Origin of the sequence: Roseibium litorale (assembly GCF_014842915.1) — a bacterium.
GTDB classification, from domain to species: Bacteria; Pseudomonadota; Alphaproteobacteria; order Rhizobiales; family Stappiaceae; genus Roseibium; species Roseibium litorale.
Map to the genome: position 1 here is coordinate 161,040 of NZ_JACYXI010000006.1, position 24,017 is coordinate 185,056.

Consider the following 24,017-nt stretch of genomic DNA (forward strand, 5'->3'; position numbering starts at 1 on the left):
GGGCTGTTCCCTAGGCGGAAACCAGCTCAGGAGCCACGGCAGTGCCGGAACCTTCTTTGGCCTGACCGCGGACAATCCTGGCGAATTCGGCAAAGGGGACGGGTGTGCTCCAGAGATATCCCTGGCCGTAGGATGCTCCCCATTCTTTTAAGGCGGCAAGCTGGCTCTCGGTTTCGATCCCCTCGGCAACCGTTTTCATGCGCAGCTGCTTCGCCATCGTCAGGATCAGCTGGACAATGACCCGGCGGTCCTCGCTCTCGGCCATGGACATGACAAAGGACCGGTCGATTTTCAGGGTATCAAACGGCATGGTCGCCAGATTGCTGAGACTTGAATAACCGGTACCGAAGTCGTCGATCGCAAAACGGACACCTTCCTCGCGGATCGGAGCAATCTGTTTCTCAACATACCCGGGGCTTTCCATGACCCCGGACTCGGTGATTTCAAGCTCCAGGCGTTCGAGCGGATAACCGCTTTCCCCCAAAATACCGAGCGTACGGTCCGTGAAATAGGGGGACCGCAACTGCACGGGGGCGACATTGACCGCAACCGTCAGGTCAAATCCTTCGTCGATCAGCTCCTTCATCTGAGCAAGGCTGCGCCGCAGGACAAACTCGCCAATCGGTCCCATCATGCCGCATTCCTCGGCAATCGGAATGAACTTGACGGGAGACACACGCCCAAGTTCCGGATGGGTCCAGCGCAGCAGGGCCTCGGCTCCGACCCACTTTCCGCTGATCATGTCGATCTTGGGCTGATAATGGACCTCCAGCTCGGCATTTTCCTCGGCATCCCGCAGGCATTGCTCAATCCGGTTGCGCTCGCGTGCCTCATCCCGGATGCGCTGATCAAACATCATGACCTGATCACGGCCATTCTGCTTTGCCCGGAACATCGCCATATCGGCGCACCGCAGCAGTTCGCTCTCCGACCTTGCATCCTCCGGATAGACAGCGATGCCTATGCTGGCACGGGTCCGCAGACTGAGATGGTCAATCTTGAAAGGGCGGCTGATCCGGGCCAGCAGCAGCTCCGCGAGGCCGGCAAGTTGCTCCCGGTCATCGGTCCCAGGGAGCAGGATGGTGAATTCGTCGCCGGAAAACCGTGCAATGAACGGCTTTGCCCCCGGGCGCCCGTCCATGAATTCATTGAGTGTGGCGGTGATGCGCTCGCCGACCAGCTTGAGAAGCTGGTCGCCAATGGCGTGCCCGAAAGTGTCGTTCACCGCCTTGAACCGGTCGAGATCAAGAAGCAGCAAGCCGCCTCTGGCCTTCGGATTGAACTCGATCAGCTGGGTTGCCGTGTTTTCAAACTTCAGCCGGTTCGGCAATCCGGTGACCGAATCCATGTTCGCCAGATATTCGACGGACTGAATGGTCTTGCTCCAGCTCGTCACCATTGTCCGGACGGCTGTCTGCAGCTCCCCAACCTCGCCCGGCGTATCGGTGGGAATATTCGCATCGAGGTAGCCCTGCGCTGCCTCATTGGCCGTTCGTGTCAGCTGACTGATGCCATGAGTCGACCGGTACATGAGATAGGCCACCAGAGGCAGAAACAGCACGCACATGGCCACAATCAGCAAACTGAACTGGATGATAATTGCTGTCCGGAGACCGAGCAGCTCTTCCTTTGACAACAAGACGGTGACGGCACCAGCAACGGTGCCATCCAGGACCGCAGGCTGAATCAGTTCAACATGGCCGCTGTTCTCGCGGAAGTACGAAGCATTGTTAAAAATCGCCCGCAGCACATCCACATCGATCATTCTTGCCGGAAGTCTGCGCCGGGACCCATCATCGGAGGCAACCAGATGGCCCTCGGGTCCATAGACGCGCGCCGAAACGACGTGCTTTTCCGAAGCCAGCGAGGTCATCATCTGGTCCAGACCCCGGTAGTTGCGCTGAACCAGCTCCCGCGCCGCAACCGGGGCGACGATGACAGTCAGCTGGGAAGCGTGCTCGCGCGCTTCCTCCTCAATCTTTCCGGCTTGGATATAGAATGTGGTCGTGGCGATCAGCAGAGCGAAGACCGTCAGCAGAAGCGCCATGTAGACGGTTGACCGGACGAAGACCCTTTGCAGCAATTTCTGCCATGGAAAGCGGGAAACTGCCGTCAATGCCATCACTCGCCGTCAGAATGCCGGAAGGACTTCTGGACACCAAGCTTCACGGGAACAGGCTTGCGCGTCTCACGCGACTGAAGCCAAGCCATGTAGCCCCGGAGAGCTGTGAGAAACAGAACCGACAAGAAGGCAAAAATGTAGGACATGGTGTCCTCCTCACCCCTGGAGCATCATGCGCTTGGGAGATCGCGCGAAGATGCGGCAACGCCTTGGAATTCATCAACTTTTCTAAGATCTCCCATGTCCGGAGGAAGTTTCACCGGACCAGAGACCTCATGACGAATATAGAATCAAACAAGTATATAATTCTATAATCTCTCAAAATGCAAAACACAGAACATTCAGAAGAGAGTTTAATTCCAAATTAATCATAGATCTGACACTGAGGAACAGAAATAAGAACCGGCCTGCCCGCCATCTCAAGACAATCCAATGGCCGTGAGTAGAGACGGAACGGTCCAGCCCCTTTCCCTCAGCTCCCGCAGGCTGGTGTCCTTTCCCGATTTGGAAAGCTTACGGCCATCCTCACCCAGTATCAGCCGGTGATGCCGGTATTTCGGTTCCGGCAACTCCAGCAGGCGTTGCAGCAGCCGGTGAACGGATGTCGCCGCATAAAGATCCCGCCCGCGCAACACGTCTGTGATGCCCTGACGCTCATCGTCGATGACCACGGAGAGGTGATAACTCGTTGGCGTGTCTTTCCGGGCCAGAACCACATCGCCCCAGGCCGCAGGGTCGGCAGAGATGATCTCCGGCTCATCCCAGTTGGCTGTAAGGCCCCCATCCGCAGCCAGCTCCGAAGGATACTCCCGCCAGATCAGGTCCTTTCCCGCCACCGCCAGCGCCTTGGCCATATCCAGCCGCACCGCATAGGGAGCCTGAGAGGCCGCCCTGTCCACCAGTTCTTCCGGGGGCAACACATCACGGTCGCGGGGATAGAGGGGGGCGCCATCAGGATCTCGCGGCCAGCTGCGCCCGGCCTGCTCTTCAGCTGCGACATGGCGCTTGATTTCCGCGCGGGTCAGATAGCCCCGGTAGACCAGTCCCCGCGCCTCAAGGCTGGCAAGGGCATCTGCATAGTCGGCAAAATGCTCTGATTGCCGGAACACAGGCCGCTCATAGGGCAGCCCCAGCCAATCCAGATCCTCCAACATTTCCGCTTCCAGCTGCGGCGTGCAGCGGGTCTGGTCGATATCTTCGATCCGCACCAGAAACCGTCCGCCCGTTGCCCTGGCTGCCCGCGCGTTGAGCAAGGCAGAGAGGGCATGACCCAAATGCAGATGGCCGTTGGGCGAGGGTGCGAACCGGAAAACGGGAGGGGTCATCAGATCGGAAACCGGGTTGCCAAGGCGGAACGAAGAAAGCGAATTGCTCTTCCGTTTCTAACAGGCGCAGAACATGCGACAAGCCTGTTTGACACAGGACCCTGAGCAGGCTGCACCGTGACCGTGATTGAAACCGAAGACGATCTGGAAAGAGGCCTTGCCGAGCTGGTGGCACTCGACCAGCGACTTGCGCCTCTGGCCAAAAGCCTTGCCCCGTTGCCCCTCCGGCGCCGTCCTGCGGATTTTGCGGGGCTGGCCCATATCGTCACCGGTCAGCTTCTCTCCATTGCCAGCGCTTCGGCGATCTTCGCCAGGCTGGAACAGAAGGTCGTGCCGCTGGACCCGGCGGGGCTTGCCGGGGTAAGCGATGAAGAACTTCTGGCGCTCGGCATGTCCCGGGCCAAGACGGCAACGCTCCGGGCCATGGCCAGCGCCTGCGTGAATGGGCTGGACCCGGCAGATCTCGCCAGCCGTCCCGCAGATGAAGCCCATGCTGAGCTGTGCCGGATCAAGGGGATCGGCCGCTGGACCGCCGACATCTTCCTGCTCTTCTGCGCCGGTCACCCGGATGTCTTTCCAAGCGGCGACCTGGCGCTGCAAGTGGCTGCGGCGGATATCTTCGGTTTGGAGGGACGCCCATCGGTCAAAGAGATGGACAGGATTGCCGAAGCCTGGACGCCCTGGCGAGCCGTCGCCGCCCGGCTTCTGTGGGCACATTACCGCCAGATGAAGCAGGGCAAGGAGGTGCTGCCACTCTGACCGGCATCAGCTCCGGGAGGTTTCTTCCAGAAGGGCGGTAACTGCCCGCTCGATCCGCTCCAGATCCTCTGGCCGCGACAGGCGGTGATCGCCATCCGGGATCAGCGTGAAGGTGACGTCGTCAGAAGGCAGAGCCTCTGCCAGACGCACCGCATGCTGCCAGGGCACATCCGGGTCCTGCGCCCCTTGCAGGATCGTCACCGGGCAACCGGTCTCAAGGCTGCGTCCCAGGATCAGGTGGTTGCGGCCATCCTCGATCAGCTTCCGGGTGATCACATAGGGATCGTCAGAATAGGCTGACGGCTGCTGCCAGCGGCCCTCGCGCAGGATCGTCTCGCGGATCTCGTCGGTAAATCGCTGTTTCCACATCAGCTCCTCGGTGAAATCGGCGGCAGGGGCAATCAGAACAATGCCCTTGATCAAGCCTGTCTCCTTTAGGGCGAGCGCCAGCAGCATGGCGATCCAGCCGCCCATGGAAGAGCCGACCAGCACCGTTGGCCCCTTGCAAAATTGCTCGAAAACAGCTCTGGCATCTTCCAGCCAGTCAGAGACGCAAGCATCTTCGAACGCACCGCCGGACTGGCCGTGGCCGGTGTAGTCGAACCTTGTGCAGGAGCAGCCGCGCCGGGCGGCGAAGGCGGCCAGAGCCTGAGCCTTGCTGCCGCTCATGTCCGACTTGAACCCGGACAGCCAGAACAGCCCAGGACCTTCCCCCTCCTGATGCAGCACTGCGATCTGGCGCTCCGCACCGGGTTTTCCGGCGGTGATGAATTGCGGATCTTGTTCCTGCATATTATGGCTCTGCCGTACTGTCCGTCTGCTCCGGGGTTTCTGGCACAGGCGGAGCGTCCTTGAAAGGGCGAAGCTGATATCCAGACCGGAGCCGCCCCGTGCAGACCAAGTCCAACGCCCCCGTTATCCTGCAGGTCATACCGGATCTGGAAACCGGCGGCGCGGAGCGCACCACAGTAGATGTGGCCGCCGCCATCATCGCTGCGGGCTGGACCGCAATCGTGGTCAGCCAGGGCGGGCGGCTGGTTCAAGAGCTGGAAACCCTTGGCGCCGTCCACATCACCCTGCCGGTGAAATCCAAGAATCCGCTGACGCTCTGGAGCAACGCAGGACGGCTGCAAGAGGTCATCCGGAAGTACAAAGTCAGCCTGGTCCATGCCCGCAGCCGCGCGCCTGCCTGGTCGGCGCTGTGGGCCGCCCGGCGCGAAAAGCTGCCTTTTGTGACCACCTATCACGGCATCTACAATCAATCGAACGCCCTCAAGGGCTTCTATAATTCGGTCATGGCCCGCGGTGACCGGGTGATTGCAAACTCCCACTACACCGCAGGCCTGATCATCGACCGGCATCCGTTTGCCCGTGACAGGACCGTCGTCATTCACCGAGGCTCAGACCTGAAGAGCCTCGCACCTGCTTCCATCAGCGCGGAGCGGAAAGCGGCACTCGCCAACGCCTGGGGGCTGGATAGCGCCCGACCCATGTTGCTCAATCTGGCCCGCCTGACCGCCTGGAAGGGCCAGGGCGTGATCGTTGAAGCCATGGCGAAGCTGAAGCAGGCGGGCGACACCCGCACCGTTGCCGTGCTGGCCGGAGATGCTCAGGGGCGTGAGAGCTATCTTGCCGGTCTGAAAGGCCAGATCGCAACGTTGGGGCTGGAGGATCAGGTGCTGCTGCCCGGCCACTGCGCAGATGTTCCGGCGGCCCTGGCGCTTGCGGATGTCTCGGTGGTCGCCTCCATCGAGCCGGAAGCCTTCGGACGAGCCGCCGTGGAAGCGCAGGCAGCCGAAGTGCCGGTCATCGTCAGCGATCTTGGCGCGGTGCCGGAAACCGTTCTGGCACCGCCGGAGGTCTCCGAAGAAAACCGCACCGGCTGGCGGGTTGCTCCCGGCGATGCGGACGCGCTGGCCAAGGCCCTCCGCCACGCTCTGGATCTGCCGCCGGATCAGCGCAGCGCTTTGACAGCTCGCGCCCTTGACCATGTTAGCAAGAGCTTCTCCGTGGAGGCCATGTGCGCGGCGACGCTGGATGTCTACCGGGCGCTCTTGGGGTGAGCGGAACACTCACGAGATTGAGGACAAACCAGTCTAGTTAGCAGGTCATCCCGGTTTGGTGCCTCAGCACCAAGACCGGGATCCAGTATTCCGTGGAAGCACTTCTTGGAAAAGATTGTTACTTCAAAAGGTTACTGGATCCCTGCCTTCGCAGGGATGACACCCAACTCTTCGCGATCTGACGCCTTCAAGCGCAACTGGGTCGTGGTCAGCGGTTTCGTGAGCGGGCCGTTCAATCTTCCAACACCGGACAGGCTCCAAACGGAAGAACGAAACAGGCTCTCCCGCTCACTCCCTCAATAGGCCACAAAGGCCTCTCGCTCTTCCTCCAGGGGATAGGCTTCTTCCACCAGGTAAGGGCCGCCGCCGACGCTTTCGCGGGCGGAGAAGAGCACAAACCGGGCTGCGATGAAGGGAGCTGCCTGGAAGCCACCCCGTTCCATCAGCCAGCGCGCCACGTCCTCGTTGGTTGAAGTCCGGCAGCGCGCCAGGGTCACATGGGGCGTGAACTTGCGTTTGTCGCCGGGAAGATGGAGCCGCTGACACAAGCGTTCCTGCTCGGCCTGCAATTCGATCAAGGCCGGTGTGGGAGCGACACGGGCGAAGACCGCGTGCGGCTTGCCGTTGCCGAAGGAGCCAAGACCGTCGAGCCGGACCTCCACAGGCTTGCGCCGCACACGGTCGAGCCCGGCAGCCAGCTCATCGGCTGCCCGGTCATCGATGTCTCCTATGAAGCGCAAGGTGATGTGATAGTTTTCCGGATCGATCCATCGGGAGCCCCGGAGGCCTCCCCGGAGCAAAGAAAGCATGAGACCCGTCTGGGCCGGAATCTCAAGACCTGTAAACAGTCGCGGCATTGATCTGCCCTCCGCTGTTCCCGATCAGTCCATGAGGAATCAACTCGGGACTCAGCGCAAGGCAAATCTGCAAGCCATTGTTTTTGCTAACAGACAAAAATGCTGCAGTGCGTCATGAGCCCAAAACCGCTCAAAATGCGCGAAAGTGATTCTCTTTTTTGAATGAGGCTCGTCCGAAGGTTTGAACGTCTCCGGACGAGCCAATTACGATCCTTACGGGCAGGGGTTGCCGCGCAGCTGATGGATCTCGTCGATGCGCTTCAGAACGTCCTCGGACAGGGTCAGGTCGGCGGCATCCAGATCGACTTCCAGCTGCTCGCGCTTGGTCGCGCCGAGAATGACGGAGGTCACGAAGCTGCGGGACTGGGCGAAGGCAAGCGCCATCATGGCCGGGTCGAGACCTGCGTCCTTTGCCAGATCGACATAGTCATTGATCGCTTCGGATGCGCCCGGCGCTTCATAGCGCTGCATCATGTTGAAAAGCGTCTTGCGCGCGCCCTGCGGCAAGGCGCCATCCCGGTATTTGCCGGTGAGATAGCCCTGAGCCAGCGCCGAATAGGCCAGAAGGCCCACATCTTCCCGGATCGCGACTTCCGCCAGCGCGGTTTCAAAGGTGCGGTTGACCAGCGAATAGGCGTTCTGGATCGAGGCAACGCGGGGCAGGCCGCGCATGTCAGACGCCTTCAGATACTGCATGGTGCCCCAGGCGGACTCGTTGGAAATGCCCACATGGCGGACCTTGCCGGCCTTCACCAGATCATTCAGCACTTCCAGCGTGCTTTCGATGGAGTTCTCGTCCTCTGCAGGCTCCGGATCATTCCAGCGGGTCGGGTTCGCACCGAAGCCGGTGGTGTTCCGGTCCGGCCAATGCACCTGATAGAGATCGACATAGTCGGTCTGGAGATTGCGCAGGCTCTGGTCGATGGCCTCTTCGATCTGAGCACGGGTCAGACGGCTTTGGGAACCATCCTTGCGGAACCAGGTCGCGTCCGAACGGCCAACCACCTTGGTTGCCAGCACGATCTTGTCGCGGGTGCCGCGCTCTTTCATCCAGGTGCCGATGATCCGCTCGGTCCTTCCTTGCGTCTCCGGATTACGCGGGATCGGGTAAAGCTCTGCCGTGTCGAAGAAATTGACACCGCGGTCCAGCGCCAGATCCATCTGCGCATGGCCTTCGGCTTCCGTGTTCTGCTCGCCCCAGGTCATGGTGCCAAGGCACAGGGAGCTGACATTCAGACCGGTACGGCCAAGGGGACGGTAATCCATGGACGGATCCTCTCTTGTTCGGGGCCCCGGCACCAGGGCCAAGAGCACATGATTTTGGCAGGACAGGCCGCGCCGTCAGGAGGCAGAGGCCTGTTTCAGGAGGGTTTCAACGATGGGTAGCATATTGCGCACCATGACGGAAACACCCTCCGCATTCGGATGCATTCCATCCGCAAGATTGAGCGATGGGTCGAGCGCTATCCCTTCAAGGAAAAAGGGGTAAAGCAGCGCGTCATGCGCCTTGGCGACCTCCGGGAAGATCCGGTCGAAGGCCTCCGCATAGTCGTCGCCGAGATTGCGCTGCGCCATCATGCCGGCAATCAGCACTGCTACGCCACGCTCCTTCAGGCGGCTGACGATGGTGCCGATGTTCTCGCGGGTCTTCTCCGGCGGAATGGCCCGGAGCATGTCGTTGGCGCCCAGCTCAACGATCACCGCATCGGCATCCGGTCCAACGGACCAGTCGAGACGGGACAGCCCGCCGCTGGAGGTGTCGCCGGACACGCCCGCATTCACGACCTCAACGTCGTAGCCCTTTTCCTTCAAGGCCTGCTGCAATTGCTCGGGAAAGCCTTCGCCAGCCCCCAGCAGATATCCCGCGGACAGGCTATCCCCCAGGACGACGAGCTTGAGCGGATCGGCCACGGCAGGCAGGGAGAGGAGGAGGAAGGACGCCAGAGCGGCGACAAGCTGATACAATTTGAGGCGCATGACGGTCTGGATCTTGATGCTTTCTGGTCCCATATGGTCGCAGAAGCGCAAAAGACAAGGAAGCCCAAGGATCTTCACGCTCCAACAGGGCAGAAATTTCATCACACCGGTTTCCGGTACGCACCCTACGGCAGGCAGTATGACGGCACTTTCCGCGATCGCTCTCCAGAATGTCCATCTCAGCCTCGGTGAGGGCGCCGGAAGGGTTCATATCCTCAAGGGCATTGATCTTGAAATCGCGCAAGGCACGGCGGTTGGCCTGATCGGCCCGTCCGGATCGGGCAAGTCCACGCTGCTGATGGTCATGGCCGGACTGGAGCGGGCGGACAAGGGCAGCGTGCGGGTGGCCGGAACGGATCTGTCTCCGTTGAGCGAAGACGGTCTTGCCCGCTTCCGCGGCCAGAATGTCGGCATCATCTTTCAGTCGTTCCACCTTGTTCCCAACATGACGGCCCTTGAAAACGTTGCGGTTCCGCTGGAACTGGCAGGAGACCGGGATGCCTTTTCCAAGGCGGCCCGCGAACTGGAAGCCGTGGGCCTTGCCCATCGCCTGCACCATTATCCGGCGCAGATGTCCGGCGGTGAACAGCAGCGCGTGGCCGTGGCGCGGGCGCTTGTGGTGGAACCGAAGATCCTCATTGCGGACGAGCCGACCGGCAACCTGGACGAAAGCACCGGCAACCAGATCGTGGAACTGATGTTTGCCGCCCAAAAGGCGCGGAACATGACCCTTGTGCTGGTGACCCATGATCCGGCACTGGCGCGCCGTTGCGACCGGATGATCCGTGTCAGATCGGGTGAAATCGAACCTGAGGTTCATACGGCAACAAGCAAAGCCGCAGAAGAGGTATCCGCATGACGGCGGGCGGTGTGTCCCACGGTCCCGGTTTTGCTCTGGCGGTTCGTTTTGCCCTGCGTGAGCTGCGCGGCGGGTTGAAGGGGTTTTACATCTTCATCGCGTGCATTGCGCTTGGCGTGGCCGCCATTGCGGGTGTGACCTCTGTCTCCCGCGCTCTGACCGAAGGCATTTCATCCGAAGGCCAGTCCATTCTTGGCGGTGACCTCGCCTTCTCGCTGGTGCTTCGGGACGTGGGGCCGGAGGAGAAAGCCTATATCGAAAGCCTCGGGAGCGTTTCGAAGGCGATCACCTTGCGGGCGATGGCCCGCACGATCGACAATTCGGACCAGACCGTCGTCGAGCTGAAGACCATCGACGACGCCTATCCGCTTTACGGCAGCCTTCAGCTGGAAGGCGGCGGCGATGTTGCAACCGCGCTTCAGAAGACAGATGGGGAATGGGGCGCGGTCGCAGAACCTGCCCTGCTGTCACGGCTGAACCTTTCCAAGGGGGATACGCTTTCCCTTGGCCGCACGAAGGTTCGAATCACCGGAGTTATTGCCAAGGAACCGGACAAGCTGGCCGGAGGGATGGAATTCGGTCCCCGGCTGATGATTTCCGAAGCGGCTCTCAATGACACCGGCCTGGTCCAGCCTGGCAGTCTGGCGCAGTGGAACTACCGCGTCCGGCTTGCAACGCCGGTCACTGATGATGCGCTGAAAACACTCATCGAAAAGGCAGAAGAAGCGCATCCCAAGGCCGGATGGCGTATCCGCTCCCGCGTTAATGCCGCACCTGGCCTGCAGCGGAACATCGATCGCTTCGCGCAGTTCCTGACCCTTGTAGGGCTGACAGCCTTGGTGGTCGGCGGGGTTGGCGTTGCCAACGCCATCCGCGCCTTTCTGGAAACCAAGCGCGAGGTCATTGCCAGCTTCAAATGCCTTGGCGCCACCGGCGGCTTCGTCTTCCAGATCTATCTGGTGCAGATGCTGTGCCTGGCGGCCATCGGCATTGCCATCGGTCTCGTCGCCGGGGCCATCATTCCCTTTGCCGCCGCGGCGGCCCTTTCCGGCGTCCTGCCGGTCGCGCTCCAAACCGGCCTCTACCCGGCGGAGCTGGGCCTTGGGCTGCTCTACGGGTTTCTCACCGCTCTTGCCTTTGCGCTCTGGCCCCTGGGCCGTGCCCATGATGTTCCGCCGACGGCCCTGTTCCGAGACATTGTCTCCGGCGGCCCGCGCCTGCCGCGCAAGCGTTATCTGGCTGCGACAGCAGCCATGACGGCGGCGCTTTGCGCGATCGCCCTGATCCTGGCCTATGATCAGCGTATTGCGCTGATTTACATCGCCGCTTCCGCCATTGCCTTCCTGCTGCTGGTGGCGGTTGCCCGCGCAATCATGACAACGGCCCGGAGACTTCCCGCGCAGAAATCGACGGAGCTGCGGCTTGCAATTGCCAACATCCACCGCCCCGGCGCCCTGACACCGTCCGTGGTCCTGTCGCTCGGACTGGGGCTGTCGCTGCTGGTGGCCATCGCCTTAATCGACGGCAATCTGCGCCGGGAACTCACCTCGACAATCGCGGAGGAAGCGCCGAGCTTCTTCTTCCTGGACATCCAGAACAGCGAGCGGGATGCCTTCCAGACCCTCGTCTCGAAGGAGACCACCGGCACAAAGCTGGTGAGCGTACCCATGCTGCGCGGAAGGCTGGTCAGCCTGAAAGGCGTGCCGGTGGAACAGATCCAGGCGCCGCCCAACTCTGCCTGGATCCTGCGCGGCGACCGCGGCATCACCTATGAGGACAAGCTGCCGGAGAACTCCACGCTGGTAACCGGGGACTGGTGGCCGGAGGGCTATTCCGGCAAGCCGCTCGTGTCCTTTGAGGATGAAGCGGCCCGCGACCTTGACCTCAAGATCGGCGACGAGGTGACGGTCAATGTTCTGGGCCGGGAAATCACCGCCGAGATCGCCAACACACGAAAGGTGGAATGGCGGTCGCTTTCGATCAATTTCGTCATGGTGTTCTCGCCGAACACCTTCGCCGGGGCACCACACGCAAATTTGATGACCGTCGCCTGGGATCAGGATGTGCCAGCCGAAACCGAACTGGACCTTCTGCGCAAGGTGGCCAATGCCTTCCCGACGGTGACGGCGATCCGGGTGAAGGATGCGATTTCACAAGTCAATGATCTGGTGGAACAGCTCGCCTGGGCGATCCGGGGCGCGTCCTCCATCACGCTGATCGCCAGTGTTCTGGTGCTGGCCGGGGCGCTGGCCGCCGGTCACCGCAACCGGATCTATGATGCCGTAATCCTGAAGACTCTGGGAGCAACACGGCGCAGACTGATGATCGCTTACGGGCTGGAATACGCCATTCTCGGGCTTTCCACCGCGGTCTTCGCCCTGGTTGCCGGTGGGCTCGCCGCCTGGTTTGTGACGACGCAAGTGATGAACGGCAGCTTCGCCCTTCTGCCCTTCACGGCGGTCGGAGCAGCCCTGATCGCGCTGGTGCTGACGGTCAGCTTCGGACTGATCGGCACCTGGAAAGTGCTCGGTGAGAAACCCGCACCTGTGCTTCGCAACCTTTAATGGTATTCACAAACAAGTGATCAAGGACAAGACGCCCGGAAAACCTGACCAGATTGTAATGGTTTTTTCGCCCGGGCCATCTTGTTATGCGTCTCCGGCTCGCCCATATTTCGAGCGAGGTACACGGCTGGAAACAGCCAGCAATTTGTCACAAGGGGAATGAAGCGAATGTCGACCTTTAACCGAAATTCGAATTCGGCTTATTCGGTGGCCGGCTCGCATGCCGATGCAACCATCGATCAGGGCCTGCGCAGCTATATGCTGGGCGTCTATAACTACATGACGTTCGGTCTGGCCCTGACCGGCCTGTTTGCGCTTGGCACCATCTTCCTGGCGACCACCACGGATCCGAACCAGGCTGCCGCCCAGATGGGCAACGGCGTAATGCTGACATCGCTTGGTGTTGCTCTTTACGGAAGCCCGCTGAAGTGGGTGGTAATGCTGGCTCCGCTCGGCGCCGTCATGTTCCTGTCCTTCCGCATTCAGGCGATGAGCGCGTCTGCTGCCAAGACCACTTTCATGGTCTACGCAGCGATCATGGGCCTGTCCCTGTCCTCGATCTTCCTGGTCTACACTGGCGGATCGATTGCCCGGGTGTTCTTCATCACCGCGGCTTCCTTCGGTGCGCTTAGTCTGTTCGGCTACACCACCAAGAAGGACCTGTCCGCGATGGGCTCGTTCCTGTTCATGGGCCTGATCGGCATCATCATCGCCTCGCTCGTGAACCTGTTCCTGGCGTCTTCCGCCCTGCAGTTCGCGATCTCGGTGATCGGTGTTCTGGTGTTTGCCGGCCTGACCGCCTACGACACCCAGCAGATCAAGGAAATGTACTACGAGGGCGACAGCGGCGAAGTGGCTGCCAAGAAGTCCATCATGGGTGCGCTGCGCCTGTATCTGGACTTCATCAACCTCTTCATCATGCTGCTGCAGCTCTTCGGCGACCGCAAGTAATCTGCAGCTCTGACAGCTCACTGAAACTTCAAAGCCCGGCCATGAGCCGGGCTTTTTTTGGCCCAAGTGATTGCTGCTGCGCTTGGGGGGAATAAAGCACTTACCCCGCAGCCTGACGCTGGCCCTGGCACCGATTGTGCCGGAACAGACTTTTAAGCCCAGCCGCTCAGACACACCCTCGCCGGGGGACGCGGGGAAGACGATGGCCCTTGGCTTGAGTGCCCGGTACCCTTCAAGCCTGACGGGCTTCAGCAGCAAGTTCAGCACAGCCGGTCTTGAGCAAGTCCAGAACATGTGGCGCGAAGCTGTTCCAGATATCCAGCCGGTAGCTATCGGCGGCGTCTTTCCACAAGACGACGGTTGTTCCGTCAAACATTGTGCGGCGCCCCTCGCCTGCGGGAATGGCCTCCACGTCCCGGGCACAGCCGATGCTCAGCAGGTCGGAGGCCTGTGCGCCTTCAATCACCAGGCTGACCTCGCGACCGGAAATATCCACCAGGCTGTGAGGATGGTCCGGATAGATCGCCGCAAAGGCTTCGAGAAGCCTCTGAACCGCAGCCATGGGCGTGTTGAGCGTCCATTCATCCGGGCCCAGGCGGATGGCACGGATATCATGCTCTTCGGCACGCTGGCCGATCCGCTCCGGCAGAGCGAACCCCAGGACCCTGGCAAAGGGGGTCAGATCCCCTCTGGCCCGCAGAGACAGCCGCCCACGGGGTTCAGCAAGGGACACCTCGACCGCGGGTGATGTTGCAAGCACGCCGGGATGACGGGAAGAAAGGGTCGTGGTCATCATCATCTCCTGCTCAGATCTTGAGGCGTGCGTTTTCGGGATCAACGAAGACGGTGCTGGTGATCTGCGCCGCAATGGTTCTGTCCGGCATCGGGATATAGACGGTCTCGCCCATCCGCTCGTGCCCCCCTGCCACCAGGGCCAGAGCAATGGGCCGCCCCACCGCATCCGAGTGGTAGGACGAGGTGACATGCCCGGCCATTGTCATGGGAATGGGCTGGTTGGGGTCGAAGACGATCTGCGCGCCCTCTTCCAGCCGCGACCGGTCTTCCGTCAGCAGGCCGACCAGCTGCTTGCGCCCGGGCGCGACCAGATCGGGACGGGCCATGCCGCGCATGCCCACGAAGTCCCGCTTCTTGGTGCCTACGGCCCAGGACAGCCCAGCGTCGCCTGGCGTCACGGTGCCATCCGTGTCCTGGCCAACGATGATGTAGCCCTTTTCGGCGCGCAGAACATGCATGGTTTCCGTGCCATAGGCGGTGATGCCCAAGGGCTGGCCCACCTCCCAGAGCACGTCCCAAAGGGCACGACCCAGGTAAGCCGGGACGTTGACCTCAAAGCCGATCTCACCGGTGAAGCTGACCCGGAACAAGCGCGCGGGCATGCCCGCTACCGTGCATTCGACGCAGGACATATGCGGGAAAGCCTCTTCCGTCAGGGTCACACCTTCTACCAAGGGGGCCAGAAGCTTCGCGGCATCCGGGCCGTTCAACGCGATGGTCGACCATTGCTCGGTTGTCGAGGTCAGCCAGACCTGCAAATCGGGCCATTCGGTCTGGAGGTAATCCTCCATCATGTTGAGAACCCGCGCGGCACCGCCGGTGGTGGTGGTGACATGGAACCTGTCCTGAGCCATGCGGCCGATCACACCATCGTCGCGGATATGCCCGTCTTCCCCGAGCAGCAGGCCGTAACGGCAGCGTCCCGGCATCAACTTGGTCCAGGGGTTGGTGTACATGCGGTTCATGAATTCCGCGGCATCCGGCCCGACCACTTCGATCTTTCCGAGGGTCGAGGCGTCGAAGATGCCCACACCCGCGCGTGTGGCCCGGCATTCCCGCAGCACCGCGGCATCCATATCCTCCCCTGCCTTGGGGAAGTACCAGGCCCGGCGCCATTGGCCGACAGGCTCGAAGACAGCGCCGTTTTCCTCGGCCCAGCTGTCGATATTGGTCTTCCGGGTCACCTCGAAATGGCTGCCCCGGTGATAACCGCAAAATGTGCCGAATGTTGTCGGCGTGTAAGGGGGCCGGAAAGTGGTCAGTCCCACTTTCGGCGCTTCCTTGCCCAGCGCTTCCGCGGCAATGTTCAGTCCGTTGATGTTGGACAGCTTGCCCTGGTCGGTTGCCATGCCGTTGGTGGTGTAGCGCTTGACATGCTCGATCGAGCGCATGCCTTCCTTCACCGCCAGCCGCAAATCCTTGGCGGTCACGTCATTCTGGAAATCGACGAAAGACTTGTTCTTGCCGGCATCGCGGCGGGTTGGCAGTTCCGTGTGGGACACGCCGGTTCCGGTACGGTCGTTCTCCACACGGACCGGGGCAGCGTCAACGGACCGACCCAGAGCGGCGGCGGCCTCCCGGCCTCTTTCAAGACCATCCGCCAAGGCGGCCTCGATGCCCCACAGCCCCCGGCCAGCGCCAGCTATGCCGCAGTTCTCCTGGGTAAAGCCCGGCAGGAACGTGTTCTGGTTCTCGTCCCAGGCAAGTTTGCCCTGCGTGTGAGAGAACAGATGCAGCGACGGGGTCCAGCCTCCGCTCATCAGCAAGCAATCGCAGGCATACCGGGTTTCAGGCCCTGTCTTGCCATCCTTGACTACGGCGAGAGTGATTGAGGAAATCCGCAAGCGGCCCGAGGTTGTCGTCGCGGTGTGCGACAGGAGGACCGGGATACCCCGCTTCCCGGCTTCGGCGATGAGATCACCCCGCACAGCGGGCCGGGTATCTGCGATGGCCGCCACTTTCGCCCCGGCGTCCTCCAGATCGAAAGCCGCGTACCAGGCGCTGTCATGACTGGTGAGCACCACCGGCCGGTGCCCGGCCTTGACCCCATAGCGGTTCAAATAGGTCTGGGCGGCGCCTGCCAGCATCACGCCGGGACGGTCGTTGCCGTGGAACACCAGGGGCTTTTCCAGGGCACCCTGGGCCAGAACCACCCGCTTGGCGCGGACACGCCACAGCCGTTCACGCGGCATATCCTTGGGCAGGACATCCAGATGATCCGTCAGCTTTTCGCACAAGCCGACCATGTTTTGGTGGTAGTAGCCGATGGCCGTGGTGCGGGTCATGATCCGGACGCCCTTGGCCTTCAGCCCCGCCAGTTCGGCAGCCAGCCAGTCCCACGCCTGCTGACCGTTGATCTGTGCCTGAGGCTCGGACAGAAGCGTGCCACCAGCTTCGGCATTCTCGTCCACAAGCACGACGCGCAGACCTGCCTCAGCTCCAACACGGGCGGCAGCCAGACCTGCGGGCCCAGAGCCGACCACCAGCAGGTCGCAATGCAGATAACGCGATGCATAGGTGTCCGGATCCGGCTCAGACGGGGAAACGCCCATGCCAGCCGCCGCTCTGATGAAAGGCTCATAGACCTTGTGCCAGAACGCCTTCGGCCACATGAAGGTCTTGTAGTAGAACCCGGCGGAAAACAGCATGTAAGCCGCGTCATTCACCGCGCCGATGTCGAATTTCAGGCTGGGATATTTGTTCTGGGACGTGACCGTCAGCCCTTTCCAGATCTCCTGCACTGTGGCACGGGTGTTGGGCTCATACCGGCCAGCACCCCGGCTGGTTCCGACAATCGCGTTCGGCTCCTCAGAGCCGGCCGAGAGGATGCCGCGCGGACGGTGATACTTGAAGGACCGGCCCACCAGATGGACCCCATTGGCCAACAAGGCCGAGGCGATGGTATCGCCTTCCAGGCCGGAATACTCCTTCCCGTCAAAGGTAAACCGCACCCGGCGGCCGGAATTGATCCGGCCACGGCCTGCAACACGGAACTGGCTCATTTCTGATCCCCCCCTTCAACGGGAAGCTCCGGGCGGGGTTCCCCTGCCTTGTAGGTGGTCAGGAACTGATCGGTGACCGTGTGGCGCAGAGCGTTGAAGAACCGTCCGCAGCCGTGGACATGGCGCCAGCGCTCGGCATGAATGCCCTTCTCGTTGGTCCGGATAAACAGATAGGCTTCCCACTCCTCGTCGGTTTGGCTCGACGGCAGATCGGGACGGGCGATATGCGCCTGTCCGGCGTGAACGAATTCCACTTCCGGCAGGGTTTCCTCGCAGTAGGGGCAATGGATCAAGAGCATAAAAATATCCTCAGTGCGCCACGGCCGCTGCCGCGGCCTCGTCGATCAGGCGGCCAGTGCGGAAGCGTTCCAGCGTGAAGGGAGCGTTGATCGGATGAGGTTCATCCTTCGCGATCATCCAGGCGAAGGTGTGCGCTGCGCCCGGCGTGGCCTTGAAGCCGCCGGTGCCCCAGCCGCAATTCACATAGAGCCCGGGAACCGGGGTCTTGGAGATGATTGCGGACCGGTCCGGGGTGACATCAACAATGCCGCCCCATTTCCGCAGCATGCGGACCCGGCTGAAAATCGGGAAGATCTCGGTGATCGCCGCAAGGGTGTGTTCGATCAGGGGCAGCCCGCCCCGCTGGGAGTAGGACGTGTACTGGTCCGTGCCGGAACCGATCACCAGTTCCCCCTTGTCGGACTGGCTGATATAGGCGTGGACAGCGTTCGACATGACCACACAAGGGAAGACCGGCTTCAATGGCTCGGACACCAGGGCCTGAAGCGGAAAGCTCTCCAGAGGCAGGCGGACCCCAGCGGTCTCCATCACAGTGGTCGTGTGACCGGCGACGGAAACACCGATCTTCTTGCACTTGATGAAGCCCTTGGCGGTCTCCACGCCCTCGACGGCGCCATGGGCATCCCGCCGGATGGCCAGAACCGGGCAGTTCTGGATGATGTCGACCCCACGCGAAGACGCACTGCGCGCGTAGCCCCAGGCCACCGCATCGTGACGGGCCGTGCCGGCACGTTCCTGCAAGGCGCCGCCCATGACCGGATAACGGGCAGCCGGAGACAGATCCAGAGGCGGGCAGAATTCCTTGCATTCTTCCCTGGTGAGCCAGCGGTTGTCCACGCCGTTCAGGCGGTTGGAATGGACGTGGCGCTTGAAACTTTGAACATCATGGGCCGTGTGGGCCAGCATGAGGCAGCCGCGTCGGGAGTACATGACGTTGTAGTTCAGGTCCTGACTGAGACCTTCCCACAGATCCACCGCATGGTCGTAGAGCCGGACGCTCTCGTCATAGAGGTAATTCGAGCGGATGATTGTGGTATTGCGGCCTGTGTTGCCGCCGCCGAGCCACCCCTTGTCGATCACTGCCACATTGGTGATGCCGTGCTGCTTGGCGAGGTAATGCGCGGCCCCCAGGCCATGCCCGCCGGCGCCAATGATAACCACGTCATACTCGGCCTTGGGCTGGCTGTCGGGCCACTGCTCGGTCCAGTTCTTGTGGCCGGAAAGAGCATTTCTCAGGAGTGAAAAGGCATTGAAACGGGTCATCGGGCATACCGCGCGCACTGGAAAACTTGGCGGAAGTGTAATTTTGAGCCATGGTGGCCCGGAGGAAGATTTGCGCCAGTTTGTTTGAAGGTTTGCGCCATGGCCGAAGACAGGATTCCGCAACGGAAGAGGCTTCGTGTCGCATTCCTGCTCGCGGACCGGTTCACCCTGTCGGCCTTCGCCAATTTCGTCGATGTTCTGCGCCTTGCCGCCGATGAGGCCGACAAGTCCCGGCAGATCCTGTGCGAATGGACGGTGATTTCCAGCGACATGGCGCCCATCCGGTCAAGCTGCGGCGTCCGGCTTCAACCGGACATCCGCCCCCGGAATGCGGGACACTATGATTATATTGTCGTGGTAGGCGGGTTGATCGGGGATCAGAGCGCCCTTAGCCCAGACATGACAGCCTTCCTGAAAGCCCGGGCTCAGGCGGGCACGCCGCTGGTCGGGCTCTGCACCGGCGTTTTCATCCTCTATGAGGAGGGGCTGCTCGAAGGCTACCGCTGCTGTGTAAGCTGGTTTCACCACCAGGACTTTATCGACCGCTTTGAAATGGCGCCTCCGGTTGCCGACCAGCTCTTCGTCGTGGACCGGGACAGGCTGACCTGCTCAGGAGGTCATGGGACCTCGCATCTGGCAGCCTACCTGGTTCAGCGCCACATTGGCGCGCCCGCGGCAGCCAAGAGCCTGAACATCATGATGATCGACTCGGCACTCAGCGGCGAGCGCCCGCAGCCCGGCCAGCACCTGGCCCGCCACGCGAAAGACCCTCTGGTGAAACGGGCAATCCTGCGGATGCAGCAATATATCGAGTTCCCCAAAACCATAGAGGAGCTGAGCGGGGATCTGGAAGTTGCCCGCCGGACGCTGGAACGCAGATTCACCGCGGATCTGGGTCTATCTCCCCAGAAGATCTATCTGGAATTGCGTCTCGACCGGGCCATTGCACGGCTCCGAAATTCAGAGGAGACGATTGCCGAAATCGCTCTTTCCTGCGGCTTCTGCGACACACCTCATCTGTCCCGCGTCATGAAGGCGGAACGGGGCATGACTCCCGCCCAATACCGGCGGACGCGGCTGGAGCCTGCCCAACCGGCCGCAAGTGAACCCCCTGTGCCGTCCCCGGATGCGGATGCGCCTGGCGAAACAGGGACGCGTTCCTCCCTCTGATCAGCCAAGCCCTTCCAGCAGCGTGCGGCGGACCTCCTGCGGCGTATTTTCATATCTGCGGCGGAACATCCGGCTCAGGTGGGAGGAATCGCAAAAGCCGCAATCCACCGCGATCTGAGCAATGGACTTGTCCGTCGTTTCCACCAGATGGCGGGCAAAGGTGAGGCGGATCCGCAGGAAAGCGGCTTGCGGAGAGATCCCGAGGGCGGAGCTGAAATGCCGTTCAATCTGGCGTTTGCCGATCCCCATCCGCTTGGCGATCTCTTTCACCGTAAGGGGAAAATCGATGTTCTGCTGCATGATCAGCAAGGCACGGCGCACCAAGGGGTCCTGCGTCTTCAGATCGAGCGTGACGCCGGGCTGCGGTTTCTCGGGCAAATAAAGATCGTCGATAATCATGATGTGCAGGCTTTTGCTCGCCTGCGCCCGTCCGATGTGTTTTTCCACCAGATAGGCCGCCAGATGCGCCGAACTTGCGCCGCCGGAACAGGTCAGCCGGTTCCCGTCCACGATGAAGATCTGGTCCGCGACCGGATCAAGCCCGTCAAACTGCTCCAGAAAATCAGCATGGTGGAACCAGCTGACACAGCAGCGGTGGCCATCCAGCAAGCCGATCTGGTGTAAAAAGAAGGCCCCCGTGCAAACCCCGACCAGCGGGACCCCCGCATCCGCAGCTTGTCGCAAATATTTCGTATAGGCAGCCCCCAGACTTGGGGTTTCATCCATCAGGCCGCCAACCACGACGATGTAATCGAACTTGGCCGGGTCCCCCAGCCGCTCCTTCGGCTGGACAGTCACGCCGGAGCTTGAGGGAACCGCATCCATGGTGTCGGAGAGGATGGCCCAATCGCACAGGATCGGGCGGCTCCGGTCTCCTTCATCCGCCGCGAGCCGCAGAACGTCAACAAAGTTCGCGAAAGCGCAGAGCGTAAACCGCTTCGCCAGAATGAACCCGACCGTCAGCCGCGGCCTTTGAACCGGGGCTGGCGCCTTGTTAGTCCGCAGCCCCGCTCCGCTCCGGTGTCCTTCGGCAACAGACGTCATCGCCCTCTCCTCCGGTGGAAAGGCCACCTGCGGTTCCATTGTCGTAGGTGTCATCCAAGAATGACGCAATCATTCTGTCAATTCCAAATTGAACCAACAATGCTCGTCCATCTCGCCCGCATGACCGGGCAAACGGATCCATGAGGTGGAGTGAGCCATGTCCGCATTTCCCAGCAAGGCAAAGGTGGTCATCGTCGGCCTCGGCGGCATCGTAGGGGCATCGGTCGCCCACCATCTGATCGCCCGCGGATGGGACGGGATCGTCGGCATCGACAAGTCCGGCGTTCCGACCGACATCGGTTCGACGGCCCACGCGTCCGACTTCTGCTATGCGACCAGCCACGACTTCCTGAGCTGCTGGACCACGCTCTATTCCATGGATTTCTATGAAAAGATGGGTCACTACGCGCGCATCGGCGGCCTTGAAATTGCCCGCACCGGTGACGATGCCCGCATGGAAGAACTGAAGCGCAAGGTTGCCTCGGGCAAGGCCTTCGGGACTCGGGCGACACTGATAAGCGCCGCGGAAGCCAAGGAAAAATTCCCGCTCCTGGAAGAAGACCTGGTGCAGGGCGCCCTCTGGGACCCGGACGCAGGTCTGGTGATACCCCGCTCGCAAACTGTCGCCGGCAAACTGGTCGATGAGGGCGTGGAAAGCGGCAAGCTCACGTCCATCGCCAACTGCTCCGCCCTGTCTCTCGTGATCGAGGAGGGGCGCATCAAGGGGGTCAACACCACACGCGGCACCATCATGGCCGATCATGTTGTCGTCTGCGCCGGGCTGTGGGGGCGCCTGATTGCCGCGATGGCAGGGGAAGATCTTCCGGTGATGCCCGTGGACCATCCGCTGACCTTCTTCGGCCCCTATGACAAATGGGCAGGCACCGGGGTGGAAATCGGTTTCCCGCTGATGCGCGACCAAGGCAACTCTGCCTATATGCGCGACACCGGCGACCCGAAGACCGCAGAAGGCGGTCAGATCGAGTGGGGCTACTATTACGAGACCGATCCCCGCCTGGTCCATCCGCGCGACCTTCTGGAGAAGGATCAGGCCCGCCTGTCTCCCTCCCAGCGCGATCTGGACCTGGAAGACGTGATTGCACCGCTGGAGCGGGCGGTCGAGCTGACCCCGATCCTGGGAGAACTGGGCTTCAATGAAGGGCATTCCTTCAATGGCCTGCTGCAAACCTCCACGGATGGCGGCCCTTCCATGGGCGAAAGCCAGAAGGTGCGTGGCTTGTGGTACGCCGTCGGGATCTGGGTGAAGGATGGCCCGGGCATGGGGAAACTCATCGCCGACTGGATGACCGATGGCCGCACAGCGATCGACCATCACGCCATCGATTTCTCCCGTTTCAACGCGTTCCAGCTGGACGAAAAATTCATCTGGGACCGTTGCACGGAAACCGCGGCAAAGATCTACAATCCGCCGGTTCACCCCCGCGAGCCCTTCTCTGGTGGCCGGGGCATCCGCCGCTCGCCATTTTACGAGCGGGAAAAGGAACTGGGTGGCCACTTCATGGAACTGGGCGGCTGGGAACGGGCCCACGGCTACGCCGCCAACGAGCACCTGCTGGAGAAATACGCAGACCGCATTCCGGTCCGGGAAAACGAATGGGACAACCGCCACTTCTGGCGTGTCTCCAACGCCGAACACCTGGAACTGAGCGGGAACTGCGGGATCATCAACCTGTCCCACTTCCATATCACCGACATCGAAGGGCCGGATCACGTCGCCATGCTTGAATGGCTTTGCGCGGCCAAGATCGGCGGGGACAACAACATCGGCAAGGGCATCTACACCCACTTCCTCGATGAGGAAGGCATGGTGCGCGCCGATTTCACCGTCATCCGCATGGCAGGCCGGTGCCGCCTGATCAACGGCGCAGACGCAGGTCCGCGCGACTTCCACTACATGCGCCGCGTTGCCCAGGACAAGGGATATGACGTCACCATCACCGACGTGACCGAAAAATACGTCACCATCGGCATCTGGGGACCGAACGCCCGCGAAACCCTGTCCAAAGTTGTCTCCGACCCCGGTGCCCTGTCGAAGGAGAACTTTCCCTTCGCCGCGATCAAGCCCATCACGATTGCCGGAAAGACCGTCACCGCTTTCCGCCTGTCCTATGTCGGAGAGCAGGGATGGGAGCTGCATATGGCCTATGAGGATGGCCTTGCCGTCTGGGATGCCCTGCGTTCCACCGGCGTGATCGCCGTGGGGGTGGAGACCTACGCCAACTCCCGCCGCATGGAGAAATCCCTGCGGCTGCAAAACGCCGATTTGCTGACCGAGTACAATTTGCTGGAAGCCGGTCTGGCCCGGCCCAAGGTCAAGGAAGCCGACTTCTGCGGCAAGGCAAAGCACCTGGAATACAAGGCCCGCGACCACCAGCCAGCCATGCTGTGCACCCTGGTCATGACCTATAACGTGGACAGCAAGGGATGTGCCCGTTACCCGGTGGGAATCATGCCTGTGCTGGACCCAGACACCGGTGAAACGCTGGTCGACGAACTCGGACGGCGGTCCTTCACGACCTCGGTCGCCTATGGCCCCACCATCGGCAAGAACATCGCCCTGGCCTACCTGCCCTGGTCCCATTGCGAGACCGGACGCGTGCTGCAGGTGGAATACTTCGGTGAGACCTTCCCGGTCGAGGTTGCCGCTGTTGGCTATAAGGCCTTGTACGACCCGGAGAATCTTATGCCGCGAAGCTAACCTTAGCGGGTGAAGCGGCGGCTGGTTTGTAGCTTCTTACCCTTGGACAGCCACCAGCAGCCGCTGCCCCAAAATAAACTCCAAAATGAAAACGATCGGCTGTCGCTAAAGTACCGCCAGGTCGTCGCATTGATTCTCCCTCACGAAGTGACAAAACTCTCTAAATTCCGGATTGGATAGACTTCCCGAGCGATCGGCGAAAGGCGTTCCAAGCAAGGAACCAGAAGACGCTTCGGAAAGGCCGCGG

19 protein-coding genes are annotated in these 24,017 nt (G+C 61.4%); 7 read left to right on the forward strand and 12 right to left on the reverse strand.

What is annotated here, in order from left to right; translation table 11 throughout:
• Window positions 1–10 precede the first annotated feature (10 nt).
• From IG616_RS11215 to gluQRS, 3 genes are all read right to left on the reverse strand, one after another.
• Window positions 11–2,122 (reverse strand): putative bifunctional diguanylate cyclase/phosphodiesterase, encoded by a 2,112-nt coding sequence (locus IG616_RS11215; protein WP_192148243.1) that lies wholly within the window; start codon window positions 2,120–2,122, stop codon window positions 11–13.
• Window positions 2,122–2,268 (reverse strand): hypothetical protein, encoded by a 147-nt coding sequence (locus IG616_RS11220; RefSeq protein ID WP_192148244.1) that lies wholly within the window; start codon window positions 2,266–2,268, stop codon window positions 2,122–2,124. Before IG616_RS11220 ends, IG616_RS11215 begins: the two co-directional genes overlap by 1 nt.
• A 273-nt stretch (window positions 2,269–2,541) precedes the next feature.
• Window positions 2,542–3,447, reverse strand: a complete 906-nt coding sequence (gene gluQRS, locus IG616_RS11225) for a tRNA glutamyl-Q(34) synthetase GluQRS (protein WP_192148245.1) — start codon at window positions 3,445–3,447, stop codon at window positions 2,542–2,544.
• 117 nt (window positions 3,448–3,564) lie between these two features.
• On the opposite strand from gluQRS, the gene IG616_RS11230 reads away from it, so the two are divergent.
• Window positions 3,565–4,206: a DNA-3-methyladenine glycosylase 2 family protein gene (locus tag IG616_RS11230; RefSeq protein WP_192148246.1), complete on the forward strand. Its 642-nt coding sequence runs from the start codon at window positions 3,565–3,567 to the stop codon at window positions 4,204–4,206.
• Between the two features lie 6 nt (window positions 4,207–4,212).
• Here IG616_RS11230 and IG616_RS11235 read toward each other — a convergent pair whose 3' ends face one another.
• The gene (locus tag IG616_RS11235; protein ID WP_192148247.1) at window positions 4,213–4,998 is read right to left on the reverse strand and encodes an alpha/beta hydrolase; all 786 of its coding nucleotides are present in this window, start codon (window positions 4,996–4,998) and stop codon (window positions 4,213–4,215) included.
• 98 nt (window positions 4,999–5,096) lie between these two features.
• Here IG616_RS11235 and IG616_RS11240 point away from each other — a divergent pair, with 98 nt between their 5' ends.
• A complete protein-coding gene (locus tag IG616_RS11240; protein ID WP_192148248.1) occupies window positions 5,097–6,269 on the forward strand; it encodes a glycosyltransferase in 1,173 nt (390 codons plus the stop codon).
• A 296-nt stretch (window positions 6,270–6,565) separates the two neighbouring features.
• On the opposite strand, the gene thpR is transcribed toward IG616_RS11240, so the two are convergent.
• The 3 genes from thpR to IG616_RS11255 form a co-directional block, all read right to left on the reverse strand.
• Window positions 6,566–7,126 carry an RNA 2',3'-cyclic phosphodiesterase gene (gene thpR / locus IG616_RS11245; RefSeq protein WP_192148249.1) on the reverse strand — a complete coding sequence of 187 codons (561 nt, stop codon included), beginning with the start codon at window positions 7,124–7,126 and terminating at the stop codon, window positions 6,566–6,568.
• Window positions 7,127–7,339: 213 nt separating this feature from the next.
• Window positions 7,340–8,392 (reverse strand): aldo/keto reductase, encoded by a 1,053-nt coding sequence (locus tag IG616_RS11250; RefSeq protein WP_192148250.1) that lies wholly within the window; start codon window positions 8,390–8,392, stop codon window positions 7,340–7,342.
• Window positions 8,393–8,467: 75 nt separating this feature from the next.
• Entirely contained in the window at window positions 8,468–9,103 is a 636-nt protein-coding gene (locus tag IG616_RS11255; protein ID WP_192148251.1) for an arylesterase, read from the reverse strand.
• Window positions 9,104–9,242: 139 nt separating this feature from the next.
• On the opposite strand from IG616_RS11255, the gene IG616_RS11260 reads away from it, so the two are divergent.
• The 3 genes from IG616_RS11260 to IG616_RS11270 all read left to right on the forward strand — a co-directional run bounded on the left by IG616_RS11260 (window position 9,243) and on the right by IG616_RS11270 (window position 13,477).
• Window positions 9,243–9,962: an ABC transporter ATP-binding protein gene (locus IG616_RS11260; protein ID WP_192148252.1), complete on the forward strand. Its 720-nt coding sequence runs from the start codon at window positions 9,243–9,245 to the stop codon at window positions 9,960–9,962.
• The gene (locus IG616_RS11265; RefSeq protein WP_192148253.1) at window positions 9,959–12,526 is read left to right on the forward strand and encodes an ABC transporter permease; all 2,568 of its coding nucleotides are present in this window, start codon (window positions 9,959–9,961) and stop codon (window positions 12,524–12,526) included. The genes IG616_RS11260 and IG616_RS11265 overlap by 4 nt, the downstream gene beginning before the upstream one ends.
• A gap of 168 nt (window positions 12,527–12,694) precedes the next feature.
• Entirely contained in the window at window positions 12,695–13,477 is a 783-nt protein-coding gene (locus IG616_RS11270; protein ID WP_192148254.1) for a Bax inhibitor-1/YccA family protein, read from the forward strand.
• Between the two features lie 232 nt (window positions 13,478–13,709).
• Here IG616_RS11270 and IG616_RS11275 read toward each other — a convergent pair whose 3' ends face one another.
• Genes IG616_RS11275 through IG616_RS11290 form a run of 4 tightly spaced genes read right to left on the reverse strand, consistent with a single transcriptional unit; the run spans window position 13,710 to window position 18,837 of the window.
• On the reverse strand, window positions 13,710–14,270 hold the full coding sequence (locus tag IG616_RS11275; RefSeq protein WP_192148255.1) for a sarcosine oxidase subunit gamma: 561 nt from the start codon (window positions 14,268–14,270) through the stop codon (window positions 13,710–13,712).
• Window positions 14,271–14,283: 13 nt separating this feature from the next.
• Window positions 14,284–17,274: a sarcosine oxidase subunit alpha gene (locus IG616_RS11280; protein ID WP_192148256.1), complete on the reverse strand. Its 2,991-nt coding sequence runs from the start codon at window positions 17,272–17,274 to the stop codon at window positions 14,284–14,286.
• Complete coding sequence (locus IG616_RS11285; protein ID WP_192148257.1) at window positions 17,271–17,573, reverse strand: sarcosine oxidase subunit delta; 303 nt, start codon at window positions 17,571–17,573, stop codon at window positions 17,271–17,273. The genes IG616_RS11280 and IG616_RS11285 overlap by 4 nt, the downstream gene beginning before the upstream one ends.
• Before the next feature lie 10 nt (window positions 17,574–17,583).
• Entirely contained in the window at window positions 17,584–18,837 is a 1,254-nt protein-coding gene (locus IG616_RS11290; RefSeq protein WP_192148258.1) for a sarcosine oxidase subunit beta family protein, read from the reverse strand.
• A 99-nt stretch (window positions 18,838–18,936) separates the two neighbouring features.
• Between IG616_RS11290 and IG616_RS11295 the strand changes: the two genes are divergently transcribed.
• Window positions 18,937–20,007, forward strand: coding sequence for a GlxA family transcriptional regulator (locus tag IG616_RS11295; RefSeq protein WP_192148259.1), 1,071 nt, complete (start codon window positions 18,937–18,939; stop codon window positions 20,005–20,007).
• On the opposite strand, the gene IG616_RS11300 is transcribed toward IG616_RS11295, so the two are convergent.
• Entirely contained in the window at window positions 20,008–21,051 is a 1,044-nt protein-coding gene (locus IG616_RS11300; RefSeq protein ID WP_192148260.1) for a GlxA family transcriptional regulator, read from the reverse strand.
• A gap of 157 nt (window positions 21,052–21,208) precedes the next feature.
• Between IG616_RS11300 and IG616_RS11305 the strand changes: the two genes are divergently transcribed.
• Window positions 21,209–23,770 (forward strand): GcvT family protein, encoded by a 2,562-nt coding sequence (locus IG616_RS11305; RefSeq protein WP_192148261.1) that lies wholly within the window; start codon window positions 21,209–21,211, stop codon window positions 23,768–23,770.
• Window positions 23,771–24,017 lie beyond the last annotated feature (247 nt).